Annotated in this window: 22 protein-coding genes; 14 read left to right on the top strand and 8 right to left on the bottom strand. The window is 65.2% G+C overall.

From position 1 onward, the window contains the following. Positions 1-126: 126 nt before the first annotated feature. The gene (locus ABIB95_RS20205; protein ID WP_208083924.1) at positions 127-762 is read right to left on the bottom strand and encodes an arylesterase; all 636 of its coding nucleotides are present in this window, start codon (positions 760-762) and stop codon (positions 127-129) included. Positions 763-817: 55 nt separating this feature from the next. On the opposite strand from ABIB95_RS20205, the gene ABIB95_RS20200 reads away from it, so the two are divergent. The 4 genes from ABIB95_RS20200 to ABIB95_RS20185 all read left to right on the top strand — a co-directional run bounded on the left by ABIB95_RS20200 (position 818) and on the right by ABIB95_RS20185 (position 6,000). Continuing rightward, the gene (locus tag ABIB95_RS20200) at positions 818-1,540 is read left to right on the top strand and encodes an ABC transporter ATP-binding protein (protein ID WP_071908649.1); all 723 of its coding nucleotides are present in this window, start codon (positions 818-820) and stop codon (positions 1,538-1,540) included. After that, complete coding sequence (locus ABIB95_RS20195) at positions 1,537-4,107, top strand: ABC transporter permease (RefSeq protein WP_354241451.1); 2,571 nt, start codon at positions 1,537-1,539, stop codon at positions 4,105-4,107. Before ABIB95_RS20200 ends, ABIB95_RS20195 begins: the two co-directional genes overlap by 4 nt. A 270-nt stretch (positions 4,108-4,377) precedes the next feature. Beyond that, the gene (locus ABIB95_RS20190) at positions 4,378-5,169 is read left to right on the top strand and encodes a Bax inhibitor-1/YccA family protein (protein WP_014490629.1); all 792 of its coding nucleotides are present in this window, start codon (positions 4,378-4,380) and stop codon (positions 5,167-5,169) included. A gap of 303 nt (positions 5,170-5,472) precedes the next feature. Beyond that, a complete protein-coding gene (locus tag ABIB95_RS20185; RefSeq protein WP_354241448.1) occupies positions 5,473-6,000 on the top strand; it encodes a GNAT family N-acetyltransferase in 528 nt (175 codons plus the stop codon). Positions 6,001-6,149: 149 nt separating this feature from the next. Here the strand turns inward: ABIB95_RS20185 and ABIB95_RS20180 are convergent, their stop codons facing one another. The 3 genes from ABIB95_RS20180 to acnA form a co-directional block, all read right to left on the bottom strand. Then, entirely contained in the window at positions 6,150-6,521 is a 372-nt protein-coding gene (locus ABIB95_RS20180; RefSeq protein ID WP_063980407.1) for a DUF2794 domain-containing protein, read from the bottom strand. 613 nt (positions 6,522-7,134) lie between these two features. After that, positions 7,135-7,911, bottom strand: coding sequence for a DUF1223 domain-containing protein (locus ABIB95_RS20175; protein WP_071908653.1), 777 nt, complete (start codon positions 7,909-7,911; stop codon positions 7,135-7,137). Positions 7,912-8,128: 217 nt separating this feature from the next. After that, positions 8,129-10,849, bottom strand: a complete 2,721-nt coding sequence (gene acnA, locus ABIB95_RS20170) for an aconitate hydratase AcnA (RefSeq protein ID WP_063980406.1) — start codon at positions 10,847-10,849, stop codon at positions 8,129-8,131. A 243-nt stretch (positions 10,850-11,092) separates the two neighbouring features. Between acnA and ccmA the strand changes: the two genes are divergently transcribed. The 7 genes from ccmA to ABIB95_RS20135 all read left to right on the top strand — a co-directional run bounded on the left by ccmA (position 11,093) and on the right by ABIB95_RS20135 (position 17,598). Continuing rightward, positions 11,093-11,695 (top strand): heme ABC exporter ATP-binding protein CcmA, encoded by a 603-nt coding sequence (gene ccmA, locus ABIB95_RS20165; protein WP_354241547.1) that lies wholly within the window; start codon positions 11,093-11,095, stop codon positions 11,693-11,695. 334 nt (positions 11,696-12,029) lie between these two features. Next, positions 12,030-12,698, top strand: coding sequence for a heme exporter protein CcmB (ccmB, locus tag ABIB95_RS20160; protein WP_028150494.1), 669 nt, complete (start codon positions 12,030-12,032; stop codon positions 12,696-12,698). Between the two features lie 91 nt (positions 12,699-12,789). Continuing rightward, entirely contained in the window at positions 12,790-13,521 is a 732-nt protein-coding gene (locus ABIB95_RS20155) for a heme ABC transporter permease (RefSeq protein ID WP_071917003.1), read from the top strand. Beyond that, positions 13,518-13,703 (top strand): heme exporter protein CcmD, encoded by a 186-nt coding sequence (ccmD, locus tag ABIB95_RS20150; RefSeq protein WP_014490637.1) that lies wholly within the window; start codon positions 13,518-13,520, stop codon positions 13,701-13,703. The genes ABIB95_RS20155 and ccmD overlap by 4 nt, the downstream gene beginning before the upstream one ends. Before the next feature lie 10 nt (positions 13,704-13,713). Further along, a complete protein-coding gene (locus ABIB95_RS20145; RefSeq protein WP_085398328.1) occupies positions 13,714-14,298 on the top strand; it encodes a DsbE family thiol:disulfide interchange protein in 585 nt (194 codons plus the stop codon). Between the two features lie 166 nt (positions 14,299-14,464). Beyond that, entirely contained in the window at positions 14,465-15,835 is a 1,371-nt protein-coding gene (locus ABIB95_RS20140) for a DUF8225 domain-containing protein (protein ID WP_354241443.1), read from the top strand. After that, positions 15,832-17,598: a Dyp-type peroxidase gene (locus ABIB95_RS20135; RefSeq protein WP_354241440.1), complete on the top strand. Its 1,767-nt coding sequence runs from the start codon at positions 15,832-15,834 to the stop codon at positions 17,596-17,598. Before ABIB95_RS20140 ends, ABIB95_RS20135 begins: the two co-directional genes overlap by 4 nt. 2 nt (positions 17,599-17,600) lie before the next feature. Here ABIB95_RS20135 and ABIB95_RS20130 read toward each other — a convergent pair whose 3' ends face one another. Beyond that, a complete protein-coding gene (locus ABIB95_RS20130; protein WP_063980403.1) occupies positions 17,601-18,203 on the bottom strand; it encodes a septation protein A in 603 nt (200 codons plus the stop codon). Positions 18,204-18,205: 2 nt separating this feature from the next. After that, a complete protein-coding gene (gene ftsY, locus ABIB95_RS20125) occupies positions 18,206-19,153 on the bottom strand; it encodes a signal recognition particle-docking protein FtsY (RefSeq protein WP_247306788.1) in 948 nt (315 codons plus the stop codon). Positions 19,154-19,213: 60 nt separating this feature from the next. Between ftsY and ABIB95_RS20120 the strand changes: the two genes are divergently transcribed. Beyond that, entirely contained in the window at positions 19,214-19,915 is a 702-nt protein-coding gene (locus tag ABIB95_RS20120; protein WP_167768189.1) for an RluA family pseudouridine synthase, read from the top strand. 222 nt (positions 19,916-20,137) lie between these two features. After that, positions 20,138-21,247 carry a DUF2336 domain-containing protein gene (locus tag ABIB95_RS20115; RefSeq protein WP_354241437.1) on the top strand — a complete coding sequence of 370 codons (1,110 nt, stop codon included), beginning with the start codon at positions 20,138-20,140 and terminating at the stop codon, positions 21,245-21,247. A gap of 133 nt (positions 21,248-21,380) precedes the next feature. Here ABIB95_RS20115 and mtaB read toward each other — a convergent pair whose 3' ends face one another. Then, the gene (gene mtaB, locus ABIB95_RS20110) at positions 21,381-22,634 is read right to left on the bottom strand and encodes a tRNA (N(6)-L-threonylcarbamoyladenosine(37)-C(2))-methylthiotransferase MtaB (protein WP_354241434.1); all 1,254 of its coding nucleotides are present in this window, start codon (positions 22,632-22,634) and stop codon (positions 21,381-21,383) included. Beyond that, on the bottom strand, positions 22,634-23,509 hold the full coding sequence (gene dapF, locus ABIB95_RS20105; protein ID WP_071908658.1) for a diaminopimelate epimerase: 876 nt from the start codon (positions 23,507-23,509) through the stop codon (positions 22,634-22,636). Before dapF ends, mtaB begins: the two co-directional genes overlap by 1 nt. A 206-nt stretch (positions 23,510-23,715) precedes the next feature. On the opposite strand from dapF, the gene ABIB95_RS20100 reads away from it, so the two are divergent. Then, positions 23,716-24,459, top strand: coding sequence for a GyrI-like domain-containing protein (locus ABIB95_RS20100; protein ID WP_071908659.1), 744 nt, complete (start codon positions 23,716-23,718; stop codon positions 24,457-24,459). Positions 24,460-24,463 lie beyond the last annotated feature (4 nt).

Raw genomic sequence — 24,463 nt, 5'->3', positions numbered from 1 at the left:
CCAAATTGTAGAGCCGGCGACGAATCACCGGTACCCTGATTCCTATCGCAGTTGTGTGACTCTGCGAAGCATCGCGCGCCTCACCCCGGTAAAACCCTGGGAATTACGGTTAGCGCTGCCCGCTTTTCAGCGGCGCTGCTCGCTTATGTTGCGCAAAAATGCCTCCACGCTGGGCATGATGTTGTTAACGATGATGTCGACGCCGGCCGCGGTCGGATGAATGCCGTCGGCCTGGTTGAGCTTGGCGTCGGCCGCGACGCCGTCGAGGAAGAACGGATAGAGCGGCACGTCGAATTTTTTCGCAAGATCCGGATAAATCGAATTGAAGCGCGCGGCGTATTCCGCGCCGTAATTCGGCGGCGCCAGCATGCCGCACAGCATCACCGCGATCTTGCGTGTCTTCAATCGCTGGACAATGTCGGTCAACGCGGTACGCGTCAAATCGGGATCGATGCCGCGCAGCGCGTCGTTGGCACCGAGCTCGACGATCACGCCGTCGGTTCCGTCCGGGACCGACCAGTCGAGCCGGTCACGGCCGCCGGACGAGGTGTCGCCGGACACGCCGGCATTGGTCATGTCGACTGCTATGCCTTTGGCCTGCAAGGCTTTTTGAAGCTTTGTGGGGAATGCGTCCTGGGCCGGGAGGCCGAGGCCGGCGCTCAGGGAATCGCCGAGAACGACAAGCTTGACCGGCTTTGCCGCTTCGGCCCACGCCGGATCCACCACCGTCATCAAAGCGATCATCAACACGGCTATGTGCATGAAGAATCCGTAACGCCTCTCGACCGCGTGTGCGGAGTTGCCATATGACCGGACCATGGATAGTCGCATCGAAACCTCTTCGCTCGCCGGCACCGCGCCGGACACCATCGCCATCTCCAACGTCAATCTTTCATTGGGTACGGGCGCGGCACGCGTTCACATCCTCAAGGATATCAGCCTGCGGGTCGCCTCGGGCGAGACGATCGGCCTGATCGGCCCGTCAGGCTCGGGCAAATCCACGCTGCTGATGGTGATGGCGGGGCTGGAGCGTCCTGATAGCGGAGAGGTGGTGGTGTCAGGCACGCCTTTCAATGCCCTCGACGAGGACGCGCTGGCCCGCTTCCGCGGCCGCCAGGTCGGCATCGTCTTCCAGTCCTTCCATCTGATCCCGACCATGACGGCGCTCGAGAACGTCGCCGTGCCGCTCGAACTCGCCGGCAACCCTGACGCTGCAAGACGCGCGGCGCAGGAGCTGCAATCGGTCGGGCTCGGCGATCGCCTGCATCACTATCCGACGCAGCTGTCCGGCGGCGAGCAGCAGCGCGTCGCGCTCGCCCGCGCGCTGGCGCCCGATCCCGCCATCCTCGTCGCGGACGAGCCGACCGGCAATCTCGACGAGGCCACCGGAAAACAGATCGTCGATCTTCTGTTCAACAAACACGCCGAGCGCGGCATGACGCTGGTGCTGGTCACGCACGATTCCTCGCTCGCGCAGCGCTGCGATCGCGTGATCCGGCTGCGCTCGGGCCGCATCGACACCCAGTCTGCGCCGGCATGAGCATCGCGGCCGAACCGTTCGCGAAACCCAACGGCGTCGCGCTGTCGCTGCGCTACGCGCTGCGCGAATTGCGCGGAGGCCTGCGCGGCTTCTATGTCTTCATCGCCTGCATCGCGCTCGGCGTGATGGCCATCGCCGGCGTCGGCTCGGTCTCGGCGAGCCTGAGCGACGGTCTCGCGCGCGAGGGCCGTACGCTGCTCGGCGGCGACGTCTCCTTCGTGCTGTTCCAGCGCGAGGCGAAGCCCGAGGAAGTCTCCTTCCTGCGCTCGCGCGGCACGGTCTCGACAGCCGCGACCTTGCGCGGCATGGCGCGCTCCGCCGACGGCCAGCTCGCGCTGGTCGAGATGAAGGCGGTCGACGACACCTATCCGATGCTGGGTCAGCTGACGCTGGCGCCGCCGCTGCCGATGTCCGACCTGCTCGCGGAGCGCGACGGCGCGTTCGGTGCCGCCGCCGATCCGACGCTGCTGGCGCGGCTGTCGCTGAAGACCGGCGACCGCGTCACCATCGGGAGCGCAACGTTCCAGATCCGCAGCACCGTCGAAGCCGAGCCCGACAAGCTCGCCGGCGGCATCGGTTTCGGGCCGCGCTTCCTGATCAGCGAGGCGGGCCTGCGCGCCACCGGCCTGATCCAGCCCGGCAGCCTGGTGCGCTGGGTCTACCGGGTGAAGCTGCCTGATACCGGCAACAGCGAGCGCGCCACCGACGCCTTCATCGCGGACGCGCGCAACGCTGCGCCGCAGGCCGGCTGGGAGATCCGCAGCCGCTCCAATGCCTCGCCGCAGCTGGAGCGCAACATCAACCGCTTCACGCAATTCTTGACGCTGGTCGGCCTCGCCGCGCTCCTGGTCGGCGGCGTCGGCGTCGCCAATGCCGTCAAGAGCCATATCGACCGCCGGCTCGAGGTCATCGCGGCCTTCAAGGCGGTCGGCGCCACCGGCCGCGACGTGTTCGGTATCTATCTGGCGCAGGTCCTCCTGCTGGCGGGAATTGGCTCGGTGATCGGCCTTGCGCTCGGCGCCGCCATGCCGTTCGCCATCGTCGGCCTGTTCGGAAAACTGCTGCCACTGCCGGTGGTGCCGGCCGTACATGCCGACGAGCTCGCGCTGTCCTTCGTCTATGGCCTGCTCACGGCGCTCGCCTTCGGCCTGTGGCCGCTCGGGCGCGTGCACGACGTGCCAGTCGCCGCGCTGTTCCGCGACACCATCAGCTCCGAATGGCACCGGCCGCGCTGGAGCTATGTCGTGTTCATGGCCGTCGTGATCGCGCTGCTGATCGCGGTCGTGATCGGATTGTCCTTCGACAAGCGCATCGCCGCGGTGTTCGTGGCCTCCTCCGTCGTCGTGTTCGCCCTGCTCCGCGGCATCGCCGCCCTGCTGATGACGATCGCGCGCCGGCTGCCGCGCACGCGCCTGCCGATGCTGCGGCTGGCGATCGCCAACATCCACCGGCCGGGCGCGCTGACGCCATCCGTCGTGCTGTCGCTCGGGCTCGGGCTCGCCGTGCTCGTCACCATCACCCAGATCGACGGCAATCTGCGCCGGCAGTTCCTTGCGGCCCTCCCTGAGCACGCGCCGTCGTTCTTCTTCATCGACATCCCGAGCACGCAGGCCGAGCAGTTCGACGACTATCTGCGCGGGATCGCGCCGGGCGCAAAGGTCGAGGACGTGCCGATGCTGCGCGGGCGCATCGTTGCCGCGCGCGGCGTGCGTGCCGAGGACCTCAAGCCCACCACCGATTCCGAATGGGTGCTGCAAAGCGACCGCGGCCTGACCTATACCGCCGAGTTGCCGAAGGGCTCCAAGGTGGTCGAGGGCGAATGGTGGAGCGCCGACTATTCCGGCCCGCTGCTGGTCTCGATGGAGAAGAAGATCGCCGACGGGCTCGGTCTCAAGCTCGGCGACGAGATCGTGGTCAACGTGCTCGGCCGCGACATCCCGGCCAAAATCGGCAATCTGCGCACCATCGACTGGCAGGGCATGGGCATCAATTTCGTGCTGGTGTTCTCGCCCAACGCCTTCAAGGGCGCGCCGCATACCCATATCGCGACGCTCACCGAGGCCGGCGGCACTGCGGCCGGCGACGGCAAGATCATCAGGCAAGTCGCCGACACCTATCCGATGGTGACGAGCGTGCGCGTGCGCGAGGTGATGGAGACGGTCGGCTCGGTCGTGACCAATCTGGCGCTCGCGATCCGCGGCGCCAGCGCGGTGACCCTGATCTCGGCGATCCTGGTGCTGGGCGGCGCGCTCGCCGCCGGCCACCGCCACCGGGTCTACGATGCGGTGATCCTCAAGACCCTCGGCGCGACCCGGCTGCGGCTGCTCGGCGCCTATGCCCTCGAATACCTGCTGATCGGGCTTGCCACCGCGGTGTTCGGCGTGATCGCCGGCAGCGTCGCGGCCTGGATGATCGTGACGCGGCTGATGACGCTGAGTTTCGTCTGGCAGGCCGGCAGCGCGGCCGGCGTGGTCGCGGCGGCCCTGGTCGTCACGGTCGGACTTGGGCTCGCCGGGACGCTGCTGGCATTGAACAAAAAGCCCGCCACGGTGTTGCGGAATTTGTGACAAATGGTAGCGGGCGAGCCCGCGATGTCGGAATCGCACGATTCCAGCGATTAACCACGTCTGCTCGCCAGGATTGCGGGCGAGGGCGACATTCAGCCGCGCGTGGACGGTTGCAGCGAATGTGTTAGTTTCCCACATATCCAATGGGTTCGGACCCCCGATTATGAGCCAGAATTTAGTCGGCACAGATCGGTATCCGAGATAGAATTTGACGAACCGGCGGCATGGCGACCCTCATGCCGGACCGGGCTAACCAACGGGAATTCGACCATGTCGGACCTAGACCGTAACTACGCTTCTCCTTTCGGCAGGGCCGCCGGGCGTGTTGACGCCGCGACGGTCGATGCCGGCCTGCGCGCCTATATGCTGCGCATCTACAATTACATGAGCATCGGCCTCGCCATCACCGGCCTGGCCGCGCTCGGCGTCTATATGGCCGCCGTGACCGACGTTCCGACCCCGGAAGCCGTCCGCGTCGGCAAGCTGTTCCTGACGCCGTTCGGCTACGCGATGTTCGTCAGCCCCCTGAAGTGGCTGTTCATGCTCGCGCCGCTCGCGATGGTGTTCGTAATCTCGGCGGGCATCAACCGTCTCGCCCCCTCGACCGCGCAGATCCTGTTCTGGGTGTTCGCGGCGCTGATGGGCATCTCGCTGTCCTCGATCTTCCTGGTGTTCACGCACACCTCGATCGTGCGGGTGTTCTTTATCACCGCGGCCACGTTTGGCGCACTGAGCCTCTACGGCTACACCACCAAGCGTGATCTGACCGGGATGGGCTCGTTCCTGTTCATGGGCCTGATCGGCATCATCATCGCGAGCCTGGTCAACCTGTTCCTGGCGAGCACGATGCTGCAGTTCATCGTGTCCGTGGTCGGCGTGCTGGTGTTCGCCGGCCTCACCGCCTGGGACACCCAGCGGCTGAAGAACGACTACATCTACGGCTACGCCTCGGCCGGCGGTGACATCGCAGAGCGTGCGGCCATCACCGGCGCGCTGTCGCTGTACCTGAACTTCATCAACCTGTTCACGCTGCTCCTGCAGCTCCTCGGCCAGCGCGACTAAGCGCTTCGACGATGGAATGGATACGAACCCCGGCCGAGAGGCCGGGGTTTTTGTTTGGGCCGGGATGCGCGACGCCCCCCCGCCGTCATCGCCCGCCTTGTGCGCAATTGCGCACTGGGGCGGGCAATCCAGTATGCCGCAGCGGCTCGGTTCTAGCCGCGCTGTCTCGGAGTACTGGATGCCCCGCCTGCGCGGGGCATGACAGCGGAGAAGATTGGAGGGCTGCTGCGCTGGCGATGGCGAAGCATGGGGAAGCGGTGTTGCCCCTTCCAGTGACCGCGGGAAGGCTCTAATCTCGCCGCCATGTCCGCACCTGAGATCAGGCCCGCCATTGAGGCCGACCTTCCCGCCATCACCGCCATCTACAAGCAGGCCGTCCGCGAGGGCACCGCGACATTCGAGCTGGCGCCGCCGGATCTGGCCGAGATGACGCGCCGCTACCGCGCGCTGATCGACGGCGGCTACCCCTATTTCGTCGCCGTCCTCGACGGTCGCGTCGCCGGCTATGCCTATGCCGGCGCCTACCGGCCGCGGCCGGCCTACCGATTCACGGTCGAGAACTCGATCTATCTCGATCCCTCCCTCCACCGCCGCGGCATCGGCTCGTTGCTGCTGGACCGGCTGATCACCGAATGCGAGGCGCGCGGCTTCCGCCAGATGATCGCGGTGATCGGCGATTCCGCCAATGCCGGCTCGATCGGCGTGCACACGCGCGGCGGTTTCAAGATGATCGGCACGCATCCCAATGTTGGCCTGAAATTCGGCCGCTGGCTCGACACGGTGATGATGCAACGCGACCTCGGCGAGGGCGCGAGCACGGTGCCGAAATAGCCTCGGTCTCGTAGGGCGGGCAAAGCGACTTGTCCGCCGTAGCTCGGAGAACGAAGGCGGAAGCGTGCCCACCATGCCCGGCGATTGAGGAAAGATGGTGGGTCACGGCGCGGTGCGCCTTTGCCCACCCTACGGCACCGTCCGTAAGGCTAAACCACCGCCAGCTTGCGATCGATCACCAGCAGCACGCGCTCGAGCTCGTGGCCGCGGCGCAGGATCAGGCCGGTCGCCGAGATCACACTGTACATGCCCTGCTTGCGCGCCAGCCGCGGGTCCTTCTCGATGCGATAGATCGGCACTTCCGAGGCGCGGCGGAAGACCGAGAACACCGCGCGGTCCTTCAGGAAGTCGATGGCATAGTCGCGCCACTCGCCGTCGGCGACCATGCGGCCGTAGAGGTTGAGAATGCGGTTCAGTTCCAGCCGGTTGAATGTCACCCGGTTGGGTTGGGCATTCGCAGCGGTGGGGCGCGCCACTGCGCGCTGCTCGCTCGGATCGGCATCCTCCGGCGTCAGACTCATCGAGCGCCTCCTCATCTCGCGGCATGATCGCATCCGCGAAGGACCGTCCCCGGAACCGCGGATCATGACAATTGCATGATCGCGCCAACTGTTCCCCGCCGCAAGGGGCTCTTCACTCAACTGATTGAATCGGGTGCGAATCGGAGCACACGCAGGAGTGGAATTCTGTCGCGGCAAACCGTCACGGGATCGTTAGAAGGAATCTTGATATCGCCGCTTTTCCGCCAAGCGCCTGCCGCCCTGCATTGCGAAAAGACCTGTGTGCGTTGACCCGGTCCTTTCGGTTCCGGATTCCTCAGCCCCCAGCCCCCCGGGGCCGTCAGGATCGGGTCTGTACGCGCGACAAGGAGGGCCAACGCAAGTTGGTCCTTTTTGGTTTGTGCCGAGATGTTTCCGGCACGACCAACTTCCCTCTGATTGACGCGAAGACAACTCTCTCCCCTCATCCTGAGGAGCCGCGAGGCGGCGTCTCGAAGGATGGAAGGCCGCGCTGCATCAGCCGGGCCTGCATGGTTCTCGCGGCGATGCGCAGCATCGTCCGCCTCGCGCGAGAGGGCGCGCTCCTCACCATGAGGCGTGAGAGCGAGTGCGACGCCGGCGAGAGAAATCTGATCTAGTGCAGCGACGTGTAAGCTGCGCCGAGCATCGCACCCGGCTTCTCACGGCTGCCGTCCTGGACATAGACCACAGCGCCGTCGACGCCCTCGCGCGTGAGATTTTCCAACGGCACCGTCCAGCTTTCCGGACGCCCGTTCCAGTCGCCGACCTTGAGCAGGTTGCGCACGACGTTGTGATAGGTGATCTGCTGTCCGCGATTTTCACCACGGCTGATTGCGATCGGCACCGATTTCGTGATCGAGCAGATCCAGACCTCACCGTGCGAGACCGCCGACTCCTTGCTCGCCGCCACCGACACGTTGATCTGCTTGCCTGCAAGCGACATCGTCACCGGCACGCTCATTACGCCCGTGCCGTTGTCGGTCTTGCCGATCGCGCTCTCGATGCCGGCGCGATCGCTGCCGATGACATGCGTCGAACCGTTGACCACGACTTGCGGCGTATAGACCTCGCGGTCGCCGCGCATGCGCGAATAGGCGCGCTGCCGCGCCGAGAAGCGCGAATCCGCAAGCGTATCCTTCCAGCCGAGATAATCCCAATAGTCGATCGGCATGCTCAGCGCGATGATCGACGGGTCGTTGGAGAGATCGCCTATGACCTGGTCGGCGGGCGGGCAGGAGGAGCAGCCCTGCGATGTGAAGAGCTCGACTACGGCGCGAGGATCAGCCTCGGCGGGACGGATGACGGCGACGATGGCGCAGATACCAAGTGCTCCCGACCAGAGTGCACCGGACCAGCGCGAAACCAGATTAGAAGCCATCATTGCAGTCATGTTGAATGTCACACCTCGCACGCGTGGGGGAAGATCCTATCGCCTGATGGTCACCGTAGTCTTACGGGCATCGTACACTCAACCGTCCGGGGCGAGGTTTTCCGCCGGGCGGGACCATCGGACGCGTGTTCTAACGCACGAAGGCGGCCTTGTGATAGGCCGCCCTCGTTTAACCTTCTACTCACGTCGCGGTGAGCCACCGTTCACAAATTCGCGCTTAGGCCGCGAGCTTGCGCAGCACGTAGTGCAGAATGCCGCCGTTCCGGTAGTAATCGAGCTCGTCCAGCGTATCGATGCGGCAAAGCAGCGAAACCCGCTGCAACGAACCGTCGCCGGAGACGATCTCCGCGGTCAGCTTCTGACGCGGCTTCAGGTCGCCGACCAGGCCGCGCAGCGTGACCTTCTCGTCGCCCTTCAGGCCGAGCGACGACCAGGAGGTGCCCTCTTCGAAGGTCAGCGGCAGCACGCCCATGCCGACCAGGTTGGAGCGGTGGATACGCTCGAAGCTCTGGCAGATCACGGCGCGGACGCCGAGCAGGCGCGTGCCCTTCGCAGCCCAGTCGCGCGAGGAACCGTTGCCGTATTCGGCGCCGGCGAACACCACCAGCGGCACCTGCTCCTGCTGGTACTTCATCGCGGCGTCGTAGATCGACATCTGCTCGCCGTCGGGCCAGTGCTTGGTGAGACCGCCTTCCGGGATATTTCCGTCAGCGCCCTTCAGCATGAAGTTCTTGATGCGGATGTTGGCGAAGGTGCCGCGCATCATCACTTCATGGTTGCCGCGACGCGTGCCGTACTGGTTGAAGTCGGCCGGACGCACCTGGTGTTCGCTGAGATATTTGCCGGCGGGCGAGGTGAGCTTGATCGAACCGGCCGGCGAGATGTGGTCGGTGGTGATCTTGTCGCCGAACATGGCGAGGATGCGCGCCTCGATGATGTCGGTGACCGGCTCCGGCTCCTTCTTCATGCCATCGAAATAGGGCGGGTTCTGCACATAGGTCGAGCTCATGTTCCAGCGATAGGTCTCGCTCTCGACCGTCTTGATCTTGCGCCAGTTGGTGTCGCCCTTGAACACGTCGGCATACTTCTTCTTGAAGATCGACGCGGTCACGAACTTCTTCATGAAGGCGTTGATCTCCTTCGTCGTCGGCCAGATGTCCTTGAGGTACACCGGCTTGCCGTCCTTGCCTTCACCGAGCGGCTCGACGGCGAGGTTCTTGGTGACGCTGCCCGCGAGCGCGTGGGCGACGACCAGCGGCGGCGAAGCGAGATAGTTCGCCTGCACGTCCGGCGAGACGCGGCCTTCGAAGTTGCGGTTGCCGGAGAGCACGGCGGCCGCGACGATGCCGTTGTCGTTGATCGACTTCGATATCTCCTCGGGCAGCGGACCGGAATTGCCGATGCAGGTGGTGCAGCCGAAGCCGACCAGGTTGAAGCCGACCTTGTCGAGATCAGCCTGCAGACCGGAATCGGCGAGATAGGCCGCGACCACCTGGCTGCCCGGCGCGAGTGACGTCTTCACCCACGGTTTTGCCTTGAGGCCCTTGGCGGCAGCGTTGCGCGCAAGCAGGCCGGCGCCGATCAAGACGCTCGGATTCGAGGTGTTGGTGCAGGAGGTGATGGCGGCGATCACGACGTCGCCATGACCGATCTCGAAGTTCTTGCCGTCGACGGCAAAGCGCTTCCCGGGCTCGTCGGTCTTCTTGTACTCGGTGCCGAGCGCGAGCGAAAAGCCTTCGGCGACCGACGGCAGCGCGATGCGGCCTTCGGGACGCTTCGGACCGGCCATCGAGGGAACGACGTCGCCGAGGTCGAGGGTCAGCGTTTCCGTGAACACCGGATCGGCCGACTTGGCGGTGCGGAACAGGCCCTGCGCCTTGGCATAGGCCTGCACCAGCGCGACGCGCGCCGGAGCGCGGCCGGAGGTCTTGAGGTAATCGAGCGCAGCAGCGTCGACCGGGAAGAAGCCGCAGGTCGCGCCATATTCCGGCGCCATGTTGGCGATGGTCGCCTTGTCGGCGACGGACAGGTGATCAAGGCCGGGACCGAAGAACTCGACGAACTTGCCGACCACGCCGAGCTTGCGCAGCATCTGCGTCACGGTCAGCACGAGGTCGGTCGCGGTGACGCCTTCCTTCATCGCGCCCTTCAGCTTGAAGCCGACGACGGTGGGCAGCAGCATCGACAGCGGCTGGCCGAGCATGCAGGCTTCCGCCTCGATGCCGCCGACGCCCCAGCCGAGCACGGCGAGACCGTTGACCATGGTGGTGTGGGAGTCGGTGCCGACCAGCGAGTCGGGATAGGCGACCTCGAAGGTGCCGGTCTTCTTGCCGACCGTCATCTTCTCCTTCTTGGTCCAGACCGTCTGGGAGAGATATTCGAGATTGACCTGATGGCAGATGCCGGTGCCGGGCGGCACGACCGAGAAGTTCGAGAACGCCTTCTGGCCCCACTTCAGGAACTCGTAGCGCTCCTGGTTCTGCTTGTATTCCTCGGTGACGTTCTTACCGAAGGCCTTGTTGTCGCCGAAGAAGTTCACGATCACGGAGTGGTCGATGACGAGGTCGACCGGCACCAGCGGATTGATCTTCTCGGCATCGCCGCCGAGCTTCTGCATCGCGTTGCGCATCGCGGCGAGGTCGACCACGGCCGGCACGCCGGTGAAATCCTGCATCAGCACGCGGGCCGGGCGGAATGCGATCTCATGCTCCAGCGACTTCTTGCGCAGCCACTTCGACACCGCCACGATGTCTTCCTTCTTGACCGTGCGGCCGTCCTCGTTGCGCAGGAGGTTCTCGAGTAGAACCTTCATCGAATAGGGGAGTTTCGAAATTCCCTTCAGACCATTCTTCTCGGCCGTGGGCAGGCTGTAATAGACATAGGTCTTGGCGCCGACCTTGAGGGTCTTTTTGCATTTGAAGCTGTCGAGCGAGGTCATGTAGGAAATCCCAATTGTTAGTTATACCCGGCAAGGGGTATTTTAACACCGTCAGCGAGTCCGGCTGGGTCGCTTGCAGGGGCAGGTTGAGTTGCTGCATCAAGTAGTTCCGGGCTTATAGAAGCTTTCTAACCGCGCCGCCACAGCCACAATCGTGCCGCAGCAATCCGCGAGCCAAAAATTCCCATGCGCTACCCCAAGATTTCCTGAGGCCAGGCTTTGAGCGGATTGAACCAAGGCAAGATGCAGCTGTCCGGACGCGGGGTCATCTGCGTGCGCGGTGGCCGCGAGGTGTTTTCCGGGCTCGATTTCGAGGCGGTCGCGGGCGAAGCCGTGGCGGTCGTGGGCCGCAACGGCTCGGGCAAGACCTCGCTGCTGCGGCTGATCGCGGGCCTGCTGATTCCGGCCGGCGGGACAATCGCGCTCGATGGCGGCGATGCCGAGCTGACGCTGCCGGAGCAGTGCCACTATCTCGGCCATCGCGACGCCCTGAAGCCGGCACTGAGCGTGGCGGAAAACCTGTCATTCTGGGCTGATTTTCTGGGCGGCGAGCGCAGTGATGCGGCCAAGAGCCTCGCCATCGTCGGGCTCGATCACGCCACCCATTTGCCGGCCGCCTTCCTGTCCGCCGGCCAGCGCCGCCGCCTGTCGCTGGCCCGGCTGCTGACGGTGCGCCGCCCGGTCTGGCTGCTGGACGAGCCGACCACGGCGCTGGACGTGGCCGGCCAGGGCATGTTCGAGGGCCTGATGCGGGAGCATCTGGCGCGCGGCGGCCTGATCATCGCGGCGACCCATGCGCCGCTGGGGATCGATTCGCGGGAGCTGAGGATTGGGGGTTCAGCATGATTCCGATGGACCCTCAGTTTTCCAAGCGGCCGGGGCTGACTCTCTCCGTTCCCTCCCCCCTCTTGTCCGCCGAAGCCTTGGCGAAGGCGGATGCGGGGGAGGGTCAGGGAGAGGGGTGCCACACGGCGCGCACTTTCGAGTCTAGCGTTGGGAAAACAGGGGCTCTGTTGCCGGCAGCTCATCCCCAACAACCATTCCTCCCGGGGCTACCCCTCTCCCCCGCCCTCCCCCGCATCCGCCTTCGCCAAGGCTTCGGCGGACAGGAGGGGGGAGGGAGCGCAGCTCGCCCGGGGCAACCGGCTGGGGTCGTCTCCTCACCCATGGGAGCCGTGGCATGACCGCCCTGTCCGCCCTCATCCGCCGGGATATCCGGATCGCGCTCCGCGTCGGCGGCGGGGCGCTGATCGGCGTGCTGTTCTTCCTGACCGTCGTTGTGCTGATGCCGTTCGCGGTGGGGCCGGATCTGGCGCTGCTGTCGCGGCTGGGGCCGGCGATCCTGTGGCTCGGCGCGCTGCTGGCAAGCCTGCTCACCCTGGACCGGCTGTTCATGGCCGATCACGAGGACGGCTCGCTCGACCTGATCACGATGAGCCGGACGCCGCTGGAACTCGCCTGCGCCGCCAAGGCGCTGGCGCATTGGCTGGCCGCGGGCCTGCCACTGATTGTCGCAACCCCGGTGCTCGGCCTGCTGCTCAACCTCGACATGGTCGCGACCGGGGCGGTGGCGCTGACGCTCCTGGCCGGTACGCCGGCGCTGACCTTCACCGGCATGATCGGCGCGGCGCTGGCGGTGACGCTGCACCGGGGTGGACTGTTGATGGCCGTGCTGGTGCTGCCGCTGTCGATCCCGGTGCTGATTTTCGGCGTCGCGGCCTCGCAGGCCGTGATCGTCGGTCCGATGACGTTCGGCGCGCCGTTCTCGATCCTGTGCGCGCTGTCGCTGGTCAGCCTCGTCATCGGCCCTTTCGCGGCGGCGGCGAGCCTACGCCATGGTCTCGACTGAAATGGGCTGGATTACCCTTGACCCCGATCAACTTTCGCTGCGCGCTTTTATGCTGATTGCGTGAGTGCTGACCTGTGATTATCAGAATACCATGACGCTGATCGATCTCGCCAATCCGACACGGTTCCTCGCGCTGACGGCGCGGGTGTTGCCGTGGCTTGCGGCCGCGACCGTCATCCTGCTCACCATCGGCCTCTACCAGTCCGCTCTCGCGCCCGACGACTACCAGCAGGGCGCGACGGTGAAGATCATGTTCATCCACGTGCCCAACGCCTGGCTGTCGATGTTCGTCTGGGGCGTGATGAGCATCGCCTCATTGGGTACGCTGGTGTGGCGGCATCCGCTCGCCGACGTCGCCGCCAAAGCCGCCGCGCCGATCGGCGCCGCCTTCACCTTCCTCGCGCTGCTCACGGGATCGCTGTGGGGCCGGCCGATGTGGGGCACCTATTGGGAATGGGACGCGCGGCTGACCTCGGTGCTGATCCTCTTCCTGATGTATCTCGGCCTGATGGCGCTGTGGCGCGCGGTCGAGGATCCCTCGCGCGCGGCGCGCGCCGCCGCGGTGCTGACGCTGGTCGGCGCGATCAACCTGCCGATCATCAAATTCTCGGTTGATTGGTGGAACACGCTGCACCAGCCGGCGTCGGTGATGCGCATGGGCGGCTCGACGCTCGACAAATCGTTCCTGATCCCGCTGCTGCTGATGGCCATCGCGTTCACGCTGCTGTTCGTCACGTTGCATATCGCGGCGATGCGCAACGAGATCTTGCGCCGCCGCGTCCGCTCCTTGCAGATGATGCAGGCGAGCCAGAAGGCCGCATGACGATGTCGCTTGGTCCCTACGCGTCCTTCATCGTGACGTCCTATGCCGCGGCCGCGCTCGTGGTCGTGATCCTGATCGGCTGGATCGTGCTCGACTATCGCAGCCAGACCGAGCGCCTGCGCGAGCTCGACCGCAGCGGCGTCACGCGCCGCTCCGGACGCAGCGCAACGGATACGCCGTGAGCGATCAATCATGAGCGATCAACCGACTTCCGCTCCGCCGCAGCGCCGCACCTTCCTGATGGTGCTGCCGCTGATCGCCTTCATCGCCCTGGCGCTGCTGTTCTGGTTCCGGCTCGGCAGCGGCGATCCCTCGCGGATTCCGTCCGCGCTGATCGGCCGGCCGGCGCCACAGACCGCGCTGCCGGCGCTCGAGGGATTGCAGGCCGACAATTCGCAGGTGCCGGGCCTCGATCCCGCCGCGTTCAAAGGCAAGGTCAGCCTCGTCAATGTCTGGGCGTCCTGGTGCGTGCCCTGCCATGACGAGGCACCGCTCCTGACCGAGCTCGCCAAGGACAAACGCTTCCAGCTCGTCGGCATCAACTACAAGGACGCGGCCGACAATGCGCGCCGTTTCCTCGGCCGCTACGGCAACCCGTTCGGCCGCGTCGGTGTGGACGCCAACGGCCGCGCCTCGATCGAATGGGGCGTCTATGGCGTGCCGGAGACGTTCGTCGTCGGGCGCGAAGGCACCATCGTCTACAAGCTGGTGGGACCGATCACGCCGGACAATTTGCGGACCGTGTTGTTGCCGCAGATGGAGAAGGCGTTGAAGTAGAGACGTGGAGGCCTGCCGGCATCCCGGATTGCTTCGCGAAATTCTCACCAACCCTGCTTGACAACCAAAGGGTGAGAGCTAGGCTCGCCACCAGTGACCGGCCATTCCAGTCATCGATTTCATTTTTGAATTTTTATGACGATTGCTTGTGAGCGAGGAATTGCGCATGGCGCTGCTCGAAGCCTACGACCCTCCCGCGCGGATGACGGATTTCGACCTCATCGAGGGACAGCGCGAGGCCTGGCACAAGTTTGTTCTCGAGGCCTTTGATTCCTCGATCGGCATAGAAGAAGCTGCCTTACAGAACGTTGCAAAGGGTGCGACGGCGCGCTCCGCGTTCTTCTCCGCCGTACGGTTCGACCCCGGCCCGACGATCGAGCAGGCGGTTCTCTGGAATGCGTTTCCCAAGGAGTTGCTGCGTCGTTTCGGCCGGAGGCGCGCGCTGATCGAGGCCGATCAGCTATGGCCGATGTCGGCATATCGATATGATTGGCGCTACAACCCGGACGTACCAGCGCGTACCGGCGCCGGCGCACCAGGCGTCGACTTTCCCGACGACATCTTCTACCGGCCTTTAGTCGAATATTGTGAATGGCACGTCGACCGCGATCCGGATTCGGGCCGAATCCGCCGCGTGTGCTTCACGTCCGAGCCACCGGAATATTGGTTCGCGATGTATGGTGGCACGGTGCCTGGATCGAGTGTCCCCTTCCCGGGGTCCAAGGATCTGGTGCTGGAGCTCTATCGCAAGCTCGTCAGCCCCAACGTCGAGATGAAGGACCTCCAGGCGCAGACGCCGATCAATTCGCCCTTCGGCAATTTGAATCCCGGCGACTACAACCCCCACAACAAGTGGAATACGACGCACGGCATCGTGCACCTGACCGCACCGCCCAACGCGCTGACCGCCGAGATCCAGCTCGGCGCCGACGCCACCCAGCTCTATCATAATGCGCATGGCAATCCGGTGGTCGATCCCGACGCATTCATCGCGGGCACGGGCATGGGCGGGCCGAACCGCAACAGCGATCCGACGATAGCCGCTACCGTGAACGCGCTCGCCAGAGCGGGGGCCATGATCACGCTGGCAAACCCCGTCGGGCTCTACATGGATCACATCGACCTCGCAGGCTGGGAGTTTCCCGGCGGCATGAGCAGGAACGATTGCGTCCATGTCGTGCGCGGGCAGCCTCATCTCATCGAGCGCTTGGTCGTGGAAGTGCCCGGCGACGAGTTCACGGTGTCCGACATCACGATCGGCGGCGTTCCCATCGCGTTCGGCGGGCACATCGCCGAATGCATCACGGTCAAGCTCGTCGGCGCGGCGGGGGCGCTTGGCTCGACGAACAATCCGTCGCTGCCGATGCCGACCGTCGGAAATGTCGATCCCGTCGGCGCCCGCGAAGTTTTCGTACGCTCGCGAATGGGGGTGCCCAACGGGACCATCCCGGCCTTCGTCCATGAAAGCGGAGAACTGGAGCAGCGGGTGACCCGCGCAGCACTTGCAAGCGCGCGGCCCGTCAGGGGGGTCCGATGAGCAGCGCCGGTAACATGCCTTGGCCGCTCGAGCCTGTCCTCGACATGGACGACATCCAGGGGATCGCGGTGCCCGGCTTCCTGAAGCCGCATCAAATTCTGCTGGGCATTCGCTATCAGCGCAAAGAGGCCGACATGGCGAGCCTCAGAACGCTTCTGGCGAAGCTGACGCCCGATATCTCGACCGCGGCCGACACCTTGCGCGATCGCCGCGAACACCGGCAGTTGGCCAAATCGCCCAGCTCCAAGTCCTCCGACCAGAAGCAGAAGACGGTGTTCCCGCCCCTGGTGGCGATCGGCTTCGGCTACCAGGGACTGTTCGATCTCGCGGTCGGCGCCGCGCTGATCCCGAGCGTAGCGTACAAGAACGGGATGGTCGCGCGCTCTGCCTTGCTGGGTGACTCGACGACGCCGGGCACGCCCGGCAATCCGACGACATGGAGCGTCGGCAAGCCCAGTGAAGAACTCGACATTCTCGTGGTCGTCGCCGGCGACGACCGGAAATCTGTCCGGCTGCGCTCGGACGAGATCGTGAAGGCCTTCGTGGCCACCGGCGCCAAGGTCAACGAGCAGGTCGGCAATGTCCGGGACGACGTCGAGGGCCAGGTCGGTCACGAGCACTTCGGCTTCGACGATGGTGTGTCGCAACCTGGCGTCCGCGGACGGGCATCCGGCGCAGATGACGACTTCATCACCGACAGATATGTGGACCGCTCACAATTTCCGGCGGCCGCGCTCTATGGCTATCCGGGACAAGACCTGGTTTGGCCGGGTGAATTCGTCATCGGTTATCCGCAAACAGGCCCGGACCCGCTGATACCGGGCCCTGTCCTCGAACCATCACCGTGGTGGATGCGAAACGGGTCATATCTGGTCTATCGCCGCCTGTTGCAGGATGTCGGCCTGTTCTGGCGAACGATGCGCGATGAAGCGGAGCGTCTCTCCACCCTTCCCGGCTTCGACAAGATGGACGAGAAAACGCTTGCGTCCCGGCTGGTCGGACGTTGGCCGAGCGGAGCGCCCGTCAACCGGGTGCCCGAGGGCGACGACGAGGACCTGGGTGAGAACTCGTTCGCCAACAATCACTTCCGCTTTGATTCCAACACGCATGCCTTGAAGCTCATCGGCGGCAAGGACCCGTTTCCGCAGGCCGAGGCGGATCCGGTCGGACGGACGTGCCCGCTTGCCGCACACATCCGCAAGGTGAACACGCGAGATGCGCCCTCGGATATGGGCGGACGCAGTTCCACCTACGAGCGGAGACTCCTGCGCGTCGGCGTCCCCTTCGGCCCGTCACTCAAAAATCGCTACGCCAGGAAGGTGGAGGGCGAACCGGAGCGCGGATTGTTGTTCCTGAGCATTCAAAGCTCGATCGAGGAGCAATTCGAATTCCTCCAGGCGCGATGGATCAACGACGAAGCGCGACCCAAGGCACCGAGCGGCCACGACATGATCGTCGGGCAAAACGCCGCTACGGCGGACGGCGTGCGCAGGTGCGGCATTTTCGGCAAGGGATTGCAGCAGGCGCGGGTCGAGGCCGACGGAGAATTCGTGACGGCGTCCGGCGGAGGCTACTTCTTCGTCCCTTCGATCACGGCGCTCGGAACCGTCATTGCCGGCACGCAACCGGCGCTGTCCGTTCAACTCTCTGCCGATCACCGGCTGGAAGGTGTGAGCCCGGACAAGGATCTTCCGAAGGTGGCGCGCAAGACGTCTTCGGGACGCAAGACATCTTCGGGACGAAAGGCGCGCGGCAAGCGCTGACGCTACCCCTTCCGCACATCCCCCGCGTCGGCCTCGCTCGCCTCCAGCGACGCCGGCTCGATCCCGTAGCGCTTGGTCAGCGGCATCTGGGCGATGGCGAAGACCATCGTGATCGGCGTGACGCCGAACACCTTGAAGTTCACCCAGAAATCCGTGCTCTGGGTGCGCCAGACGATCTCGTTCAGGATGGCCATGCCGGCGAAGAACAGCGCCCAGCGCAGCGTGAGGATGCGCCAGCCCTGCGGGGTCAGGTTGAACATCTGGTCGAACATCACGGCGATGAAGGAGCGGCCGAACAACAGCCCGCCGCCGAGGATCGCCGCGAACAGGCCGTAGATGATGGTCGGCTTGACCTTGATGAAGGTCTCGTCGTGCAGCACCAGCGTCAGCGTGCCGAACACCAGCACGATCACGCCTGTCACGATCGCCATGATCGGGATGTGGCGCGTCACCACATAGGACGCGATCATCGCCGCGACGATCGCGACCATGAAGGCGCCGGTCGCGGCGAACAGATTGAACTTCGCATTCACGAAGAAGAACACGAGCAGCGGACCGAGCTCGGTCGCGAGCTTGAACAGCGGATGCGGCTGGGTCTTGTCCATTCTCAGCTTTCGATTCCGGCGATCGCGCGGGCGAAATCGCGCGCGGTGAACGGCGCGAGATCGTCGACGCCTTCGCCGACGCCGATGAAATGCACCGGCAGTTTGAATTTCTCCGCGAGCGCCACCAGGATGCCGCCGCGCGCGGTGCCGTCGAGCTTCGTCATCACGAGGCCGGTGACCCCCGCCGTGCGATGGAAGGCCTCGACCTGCGACAGCGCGTTCTGGCCGACCGTAGCATCCAGCACAAGCAGCACGGCATGCGGCGCAGTGTCGTCCACCTTGCGGATCACGCGCACGACCTTTTCGAGCTCGTTCATCAGCTCGGCCTTGTTCTGCAGGCGGCCGGCCGTGTCGATCAGGAGCACGTCGATGGCCTGCTCCTTCGCTGCCGTCAGCGCGTTGAAGGCGAGGCTTGCCGAATCCGAGCCCTGCGTGCCTGATATGACCGGCGTCCTGGTGCGCTCGCCCCAGACCTTGAGCTGCTCGATCGCGGCCGCGCGAAACGTGTCGCCGGCGGCCAGCATCACCTTGCGGCCTTCGGATGCGAATTTTTGCGAGAGCTTTCCGATGGTTGTGGTCTTGCCGGAGCCGTTGACGCCGACGACGAGGATGACGAACGGCTTCCTGCCCGCGTCGATCTCGAGCGGCTTTGCCACCGGCGCCAGCACCTTCTCGACCTCGGTGGCGACGACGTCCTTGACCTCGTCCGCCGAGATCGCCTTGTCATAGCGCCCCGTGCCGACGGCGTCCGCGATCCGCACCGCGACCGACGTGCCGAGGTCGGCGCGCAGCAGCACGTCCTCGATGTCGTCGAGCATGGCGCGGTCGAGCTTGCGCTTGGTGACGAGGTCGGCGACCGCGGTCCCGAGCGAGGACGAGGTACGCTTCAGCCCGTTGGACAGGCGGCGCCACCAGCTCAGCTTGGGGGGATCTGACGTGGTATCGTTCATGGTGGCGGTGTGTTAGCCGTTCCGGCTCCCAAACGAAAGTGTTGACCGAAAGTCTTGCAATTGCTCGATGTTCCCGAATTGACCGCCGACGAGATTCTGGCGCGCGTGCTCCATCGCGATGGGCTGATGCTGGTCATCGACAAGCCCGCCGGCCTGCCGGTGCATCGCGGCCCCAAGGGCGGGGCCAATCTGGAAACGTCGTTCGACGCGCTTCGTTTCGGCCTGCCGCGGCCGCCGGTGCTGGCCCACCGGCTGGACAAGGACACCTCCGGCTGCCTCGTGCTCGGCCGCCATCGCAAGGCGACGGCCTCGCTCGGCCTCCTCTTCAAGCACGGCAAGATCGGCAAGACCTACTGGACCGTGGTCGAGGGCGGCCCTGCCGAGGACGAAGGCACCATCGACATGCCGCTCGGCCGGCTCAATGCCGAGCGCGGCTGGTGGCAGAAACCCGATCCCGAGGGCCAGAAGGCGATCACCAACTGGAAGGTGATGGGCCGGGGCGACGGGCTGGCTTGGCTCGCCATGGAACCGGTGACCGGCCGAACCCATCAATTGCGGGTGCATTCGGCCGCGACCGGCTGGCCGATCTTCGGCGATAACATTTACGGCAACGGCCCGCGCTTCGGCGAGCCGCGGCTGCACCTGCATTCCCGCGAGATCGTGGTACCGATCTCCCGGAACAAGGAGCCGATCCGCGTGGTCGCGCCGGCCCCGCCCCACATGCATGAGAAGCTCCGCGCCTGCGGGTGGAACGGGGAATAACGTTGCCAGACCCTCATGGTGAGGAGGCCGCGTAGCGGCCGTCTCGAACCATGAAAAGGCCCCCTGTTGCAGCCGGGCCTCGATCCTTCGAGACGCCCGCTTCGCAGGCTCCTCAGGATGAGGGTCATGGGCCGTGGTTTACGAAACGTTCAGTGCTCGTCTCTATTAATAGCGATTGCTTAGAACAAGCTTCCGTCATCCGCTCAGGACGAGCAACGCGTCATGTCCACGGCCGAGTTTTCGATCATCGATGAAGTCGAATCCGCGATTCGGCTCGGCTCGGCGGAAAAGGGCCTGGAAACGGCCCGCCGCGTCACCGACCTCTTCCTCTCCTCCGCCGGAAGTTTTGACAACGAGCAGATCGCACTGTTCGACGACGTGCTCGAGCGCCTGATCGGCACCATCGAGCTGCGCGCCATCGCCGACATGGGCGCACGCGTTGCGCTGGCCGAGATCAGCGCGCAGCTTGCGCCGATCGCGCAGGCGCCGCCCTCCGTGATCCGCCGCCTCGCCAATAATGACGAAATTCGCATCGCCGGCCCCGTGCTCCAGGAATCCGCGCGCCTCGACGATGGCGAGCTGGTGAAGATCGCCTCCAGCAAGGGCGAATCGCATCTGCTCGCGGTCGCCGGTCGCTGGTGGCTCAAGGAGATCGTCACCGACGCGCTGCTGGCGCGGCGCTATCCCAGCGTCAGCCGGCGGCTTGCCGCCAATCCCGGCGCGCGCGTTTCCGGAAACGGATTTGCCGTCATCGTCGGGCAGGCCGAGGCCGATCCCGAGCTCGCCGTGAGCGTCGGCGTCCGCGTCGACCTGCCGTCCGACTTGCGCCGCCGGTTGCTGCGCTCGGCCACGGATACCGTGCGGACCCGTCTGCTGTCGCGCGCACCGCCGCATCTGTTCGAGGAGATCCAGGGCGCGATCGCCGCCGTGACCGTCGGTGTCGAGCGCGAGATGTCGGCCGTCCGCGATTTCGAAGGCGCCAAGCGGGCCATCGCAAATCTCAAGGCGACGGGCCAGCTGACCGAGGCGACGCTGCTCGGCTTCGCCACGCAGCGGCGCTACGAGGAAACCGTGGCTGCATTAGCGGCCCTGTCCGGATCGACCGTCGAAGTGATTCGCCCGCTGATGCAGAGCCTGCGCGAGGACGGCTTGCTGGTGCCGTGCAAGGCGGCCCAGCTCAGTTGGGAAACCACAGCCGCCGTGCTCGAGAGTCGCTTTGCCACCGGCGCGATGAAACCCGCTGATATCGCGAGGGCGAAAAGCAATTACGCGCGAATGACGTCGGAGAACGCGCGGCGGACGCTGCGATTCTGGCAGGTGCGGGCGTTGTAGGCCTGCTGCTCATCACACACTCCGCTGTCATTGCCCGCGAAAGCGGGCAATCCAGTATTCCAGAGACGGCAGCGATAGAACCGAGGAGCCGCGGCGTACTGGGTCGCCCGGTCAAGCCGGGCGACGACACTGATTACGTGGTCAGCCGCTCGCCATCACTGCCGGCAATCATCAGCGGCACCACACGGCCAACACGTTCGCCCGCGATCGCCACCGGCAGATAATGCTCCGTTCGGCCCTGGCTGTCGCTCTCGATCAGCACGTCACGCGTGGCGCCGGCCTCGGCTTGCAACCGCCGTCGTAACGCCGCTTCGCCCGCCGCACGCAGCCGCTTCGCACGCTCCTTGATCGCACCGCCCGCGACCTGCGGCATCCGCGCGGCCGGCGTGCCGGGGCGCGGCGAATACGGGAAGACGTGCAGGAACGTCAGACCGCACTCCTCCACGAGATCCAGCGAGCGCGAAAACATCTCCTCGGTCTCGGTCGGAAAGCCCGCGATGATGTCGGCGCCGAAGGCGATATCCGGACGCAGGCGGCGAACCTGGTCGCAGAACGCGATCGCATCGTTGCGCGAATGCCGCCGTTTCATGCGCTTCAAAATCATGTCGTCGCCGGATTGCAGCGACAGGTGCAGATGCGGCATCAGGCGCGCATCGTCGCCTATGGCATCCAGCAGATCGGCATCGGCCTCGATCGAATCGATCGAGGAGATGCGCAGGCGCTTCAGCTCCGGCACATGCCGCAAGATCTGCTTGGTCAGCATGCCGAGTCTTGGTGCACCCGGCAGGTCGGCGCCATAGCTGGTGAGGTCCACACCGGTCAGCACGATCTCGGCATGGCCGCGCGCAACAAGCGCCCGCACCTGATCGACCACCGCGCCCATCGGCACCGAGCGTGAATTGCCGCGGCCGTAGGGGATGATGCAGAACGTACAGCGATGGTCGCAGCCGTTCTGCACCTGGACGAACACGCGCGGCAGGCCGCTCGCAAAGCCGCCGATCAGATGCGGCGCCATCTGCTTCACCGCCATGATGTCGCTGACGGCGATCTTTTCGCTCGCACCGAGATCGAACGCGGCACGCGCATCGCGCCAGGCTTCGCTGCGCATCTTGTCGTCATTGCCGAGGACGCGATCGACCTCGGCCATGTCTGCGAACATCCGGCTCTGCGTCTGCGCCGCACAGCCGGTGACGACGATGCGCGCGCCCGGTCGTTCGCGCTTCAATTTACGGATCGACTGGCGCGCCTGCGCCACCGCTTCGTTGGTGACGGCGCAGCTGTTGATGACGATGGTATCGGAAAGGCCAGCGCCTTCAGCCTCGCGGCGGATCAATTCGGCCTCGAAGGCGTTGAGGCGGCAGCCGAAGGTGACGACGTCGACGGCCATCAGCCGACCGGCGCGAACAGCGCCGGATCGAAGGAGCCCTCATATTCGAAGGTCGCGGGGCCCGTCATCAGCACGTGGTCGTCGCTTTCACGCCATTCGATCCCGAGCTTGCCGCCGGGCAGCGTGATCTCGACATTGCGCTCGGTGCGCTTCAGCCGCGCGGCAGCGACCGCGGTCGCGCAGGCCGCCGAACCGCAAGCTCTGGTCAGGCCCGCGCCACGCTCCCAGGTGCGGATCGTGATGTGCTGGGGATCGACGATATGGGCGAGCGTGATGTTGGCACGTTCGGGGAAGATCGGATGATTTTCCAGCAGCGGACCAAAACGCTCGAGATCGTAGGCGTTGACGTCCTCGACCCAGAAGATCGCATGCGGATTGCCCATGCTCACCACTGAAGGCGAATGCAGGATCGGATTGTCGATCGGCCCGATCTGCAATTCGATGTAGCGGGTGTCGCGAAACTCTTCCGCCAGCGGAATCTCCTGCCAGCCGAACTTTGGCGCGCCCATATCGACGGTGTAGAGATCGGGCGCCGGGCCCTGCCAGCAATTGAGCAGGCCTGCGGCGGTCTCGAACGTTGCCGTGGTCTGCCCGGTCTTCTCGAAGATCCGCCGCACCACGCAACGCATGCCGTTGCCGCAGGCGCCGGCCTCGGAGCCGTCATTGTTGTAGATGCTGATGAAGGCCTCGGTCCCGTCGAACCGCGGCTTCCGGAGCACCATGAGCTGGTCGTAAGGCACGCCGCCCGGCGCGGACGCGACCGCGCGGGCGTCGTCCGGCGTCACCGGCGCGGCGGAATCACGCATGTCGACAACGACGATCTCGTTGCCGATGCCGTTCATCTTGGCAAATGCGTGGTTGGCCAGAGCGCTCATGAAATGTCCCGAATTTCGCCTGCCTTATATGGCGATCCTTGGCGGCTTGGCCAGTGATTTGCCGCCATGGCCATGACGCATCTGTCATGGGACGAATTCGGCACTCGCGTGTTAGAACGGCACGGTTCGCGCAATCCGGGACGCGCGGCCGGCTCAAGGCCTTGGGGACGTAAGGCCTTGGCGCATAAGCCCTTGGGGAGAATAGAATGAATCGTTTTTGTCGCCTCGCACTGCTCGCGCTGATCCCGGCAGCGACCATGTCGTTTGGCGTGCCCGGCGCTCTGGCGCAGACCCCGAGCCCGGCGCCCGCCGCGTCGGCCAGCCCCTCGCCGGCTCCGTCGGCCTCGCCCTCCCCGGCCGCAAGTGCCGCACCGGCGCCCGCGGCGGCGCCCTCTCCGGCGCCATCGCCTGCGGCCAGCGCTTCGCCCTCACCCGCTCCGGCGGCCCCACCGCCCGCTGCGGCCGCGACGCCTGCCCCGGTGCAGACCGCCGATCCCTTTGGCCTGGAGACCACGCTCGAGCCGAAGAAGGTCGTGATGGTCAAGGGCACTGCCAATTGGGATTCGGCCTTCGACACGCTGATCGACGCTTTCAAGGCGCTGAACACGCTGCTGGACAAGCAGGGCATCAAGCCCGCCGGCAATTCGATGATCGTCTACACCTCGACCGACGACACCGGCTTCACCTTCCTGGCCGAGATCCCGGTCGAGCAGGACCCGAAGAACCTGCCCAAGGACATGAGCATCGGCAAATCGCCGGAAGGCAAGGCGTTGAAATTCGTCCATCGCGGCTCCTACGACAACATGGACAACACCTATGAGGCGATCACCAATCACCTCGACGACAAGAAGCTGGAAGCCAAGGACACCTTTATCGAGGAGTACCTCACCGATCCCCTGAAGACGGCCGAGGACAAGCTCGTGATCAACGTGTTCGTGCCATTGAAGTGAGAGA

It is taken from the genome of Bradyrhizobium sp. LA2.1 (assembly GCF_040547725.1).
Classification (GTDB): domain Bacteria; phylum Pseudomonadota; class Alphaproteobacteria; order Rhizobiales; family Xanthobacteraceae; genus Bradyrhizobium; species Bradyrhizobium barranii.
This window is presented reverse-complemented; position numbering and strand designations above follow the sequence as displayed.

Coding starts and splice junctions, on each gene's coding strand:
- ABIB95_RS20195 (WP_354241451.1), top strand. CDS start 1,537: ATGAGCATCGCGGCCGAACCGTTCGCGAAACCCAACGGCGTCGCGCTG.
- ABIB95_RS20145 (WP_085398328.1), top strand. CDS start 13,714: ATGAGCGATCAACCGACTTCCGCTCCGCCGCAGCGCCGCACCTTCCTG.
- ABIB95_RS20175 (WP_071908653.1), bottom strand. CDS start 7,911: ATGACTGCAATGATGGCTTCTAATCTGGTTTCGCGCTGGTCCGGTGCA.
- ABIB95_RS20155 (WP_071917003.1), top strand. CDS start 12,790: ATGACGCTGATCGATCTCGCCAATCCGACACGGTTCCTCGCGCTGACG.
- ftsY (WP_247306788.1), bottom strand. CDS start 19,153: ATGAACGATACCACGTCAGATCCCCCCAAGCTGAGCTGGTGGCGCCGC.
- mtaB (WP_354241434.1), bottom strand. CDS start 22,634: ATGGCCGTCGACGTCGTCACCTTCGGCTGCCGCCTCAACGCCTTCGAG.
- ccmA (WP_354241547.1), top strand. CDS start 11,093: ATGCAGCTGTCCGGACGCGGGGTCATCTGCGTGCGCGGTGGCCGCGAG.
- ABIB95_RS20180 (WP_063980407.1), bottom strand. CDS start 6,521: ATGAGTCTGACGCCGGAGGATGCCGATCCGAGCGAGCAGCGCGCAGTG.
- ABIB95_RS20205 (WP_208083924.1), bottom strand. CDS start 762: ATGCACATAGCCGTGTTGATGATCGCTTTGATGACGGTGGTGGATCCG.
- ABIB95_RS20135 (WP_354241440.1), top strand. CDS start 15,832: ATGAGCAGCGCCGGTAACATGCCTTGGCCGCTCGAGCCTGTCCTCGAC.
- ABIB95_RS20115 (WP_354241437.1), top strand. CDS start 20,138: ATGTCCACGGCCGAGTTTTCGATCATCGATGAAGTCGAATCCGCGATT.
- ABIB95_RS20140 (WP_354241443.1), top strand. CDS start 14,465: ATGGCGCTGCTCGAAGCCTACGACCCTCCCGCGCGGATGACGGATTTC.
- ABIB95_RS20130 (WP_063980403.1), bottom strand. CDS start 18,203: ATGGACAAGACCCAGCCGCATCCGCTGTTCAAGCTCGCGACCGAGCTC.
- ccmB (WP_028150494.1), top strand. CDS start 12,030: ATGACCGCCCTGTCCGCCCTCATCCGCCGGGATATCCGGATCGCGCTC.
- ABIB95_RS20185 (WP_354241448.1), top strand. CDS start 5,473: ATGTCCGCACCTGAGATCAGGCCCGCCATTGAGGCCGACCTTCCCGCC.
- dapF (WP_071908658.1), bottom strand. CDS start 23,509: ATGAGCGCTCTGGCCAACCACGCATTTGCCAAGATGAACGGCATCGGC.
- ABIB95_RS20200 (WP_071908649.1), top strand. CDS start 818: ATGGATAGTCGCATCGAAACCTCTTCGCTCGCCGGCACCGCGCCGGAC.
- ABIB95_RS20190 (WP_014490629.1), top strand. CDS start 4,378: ATGTCGGACCTAGACCGTAACTACGCTTCTCCTTTCGGCAGGGCCGCC.
- ccmD (WP_014490637.1), top strand. CDS start 13,518: ATGACGATGTCGCTTGGTCCCTACGCGTCCTTCATCGTGACGTCCTAT.
- acnA (WP_063980406.1), bottom strand. CDS start 10,849: ATGACCTCGCTCGACAGCTTCAAATGCAAAAAGACCCTCAAGGTCGGC.
- ABIB95_RS20100 (WP_071908659.1), top strand. CDS start 23,716: ATGAATCGTTTTTGTCGCCTCGCACTGCTCGCGCTGATCCCGGCAGCG.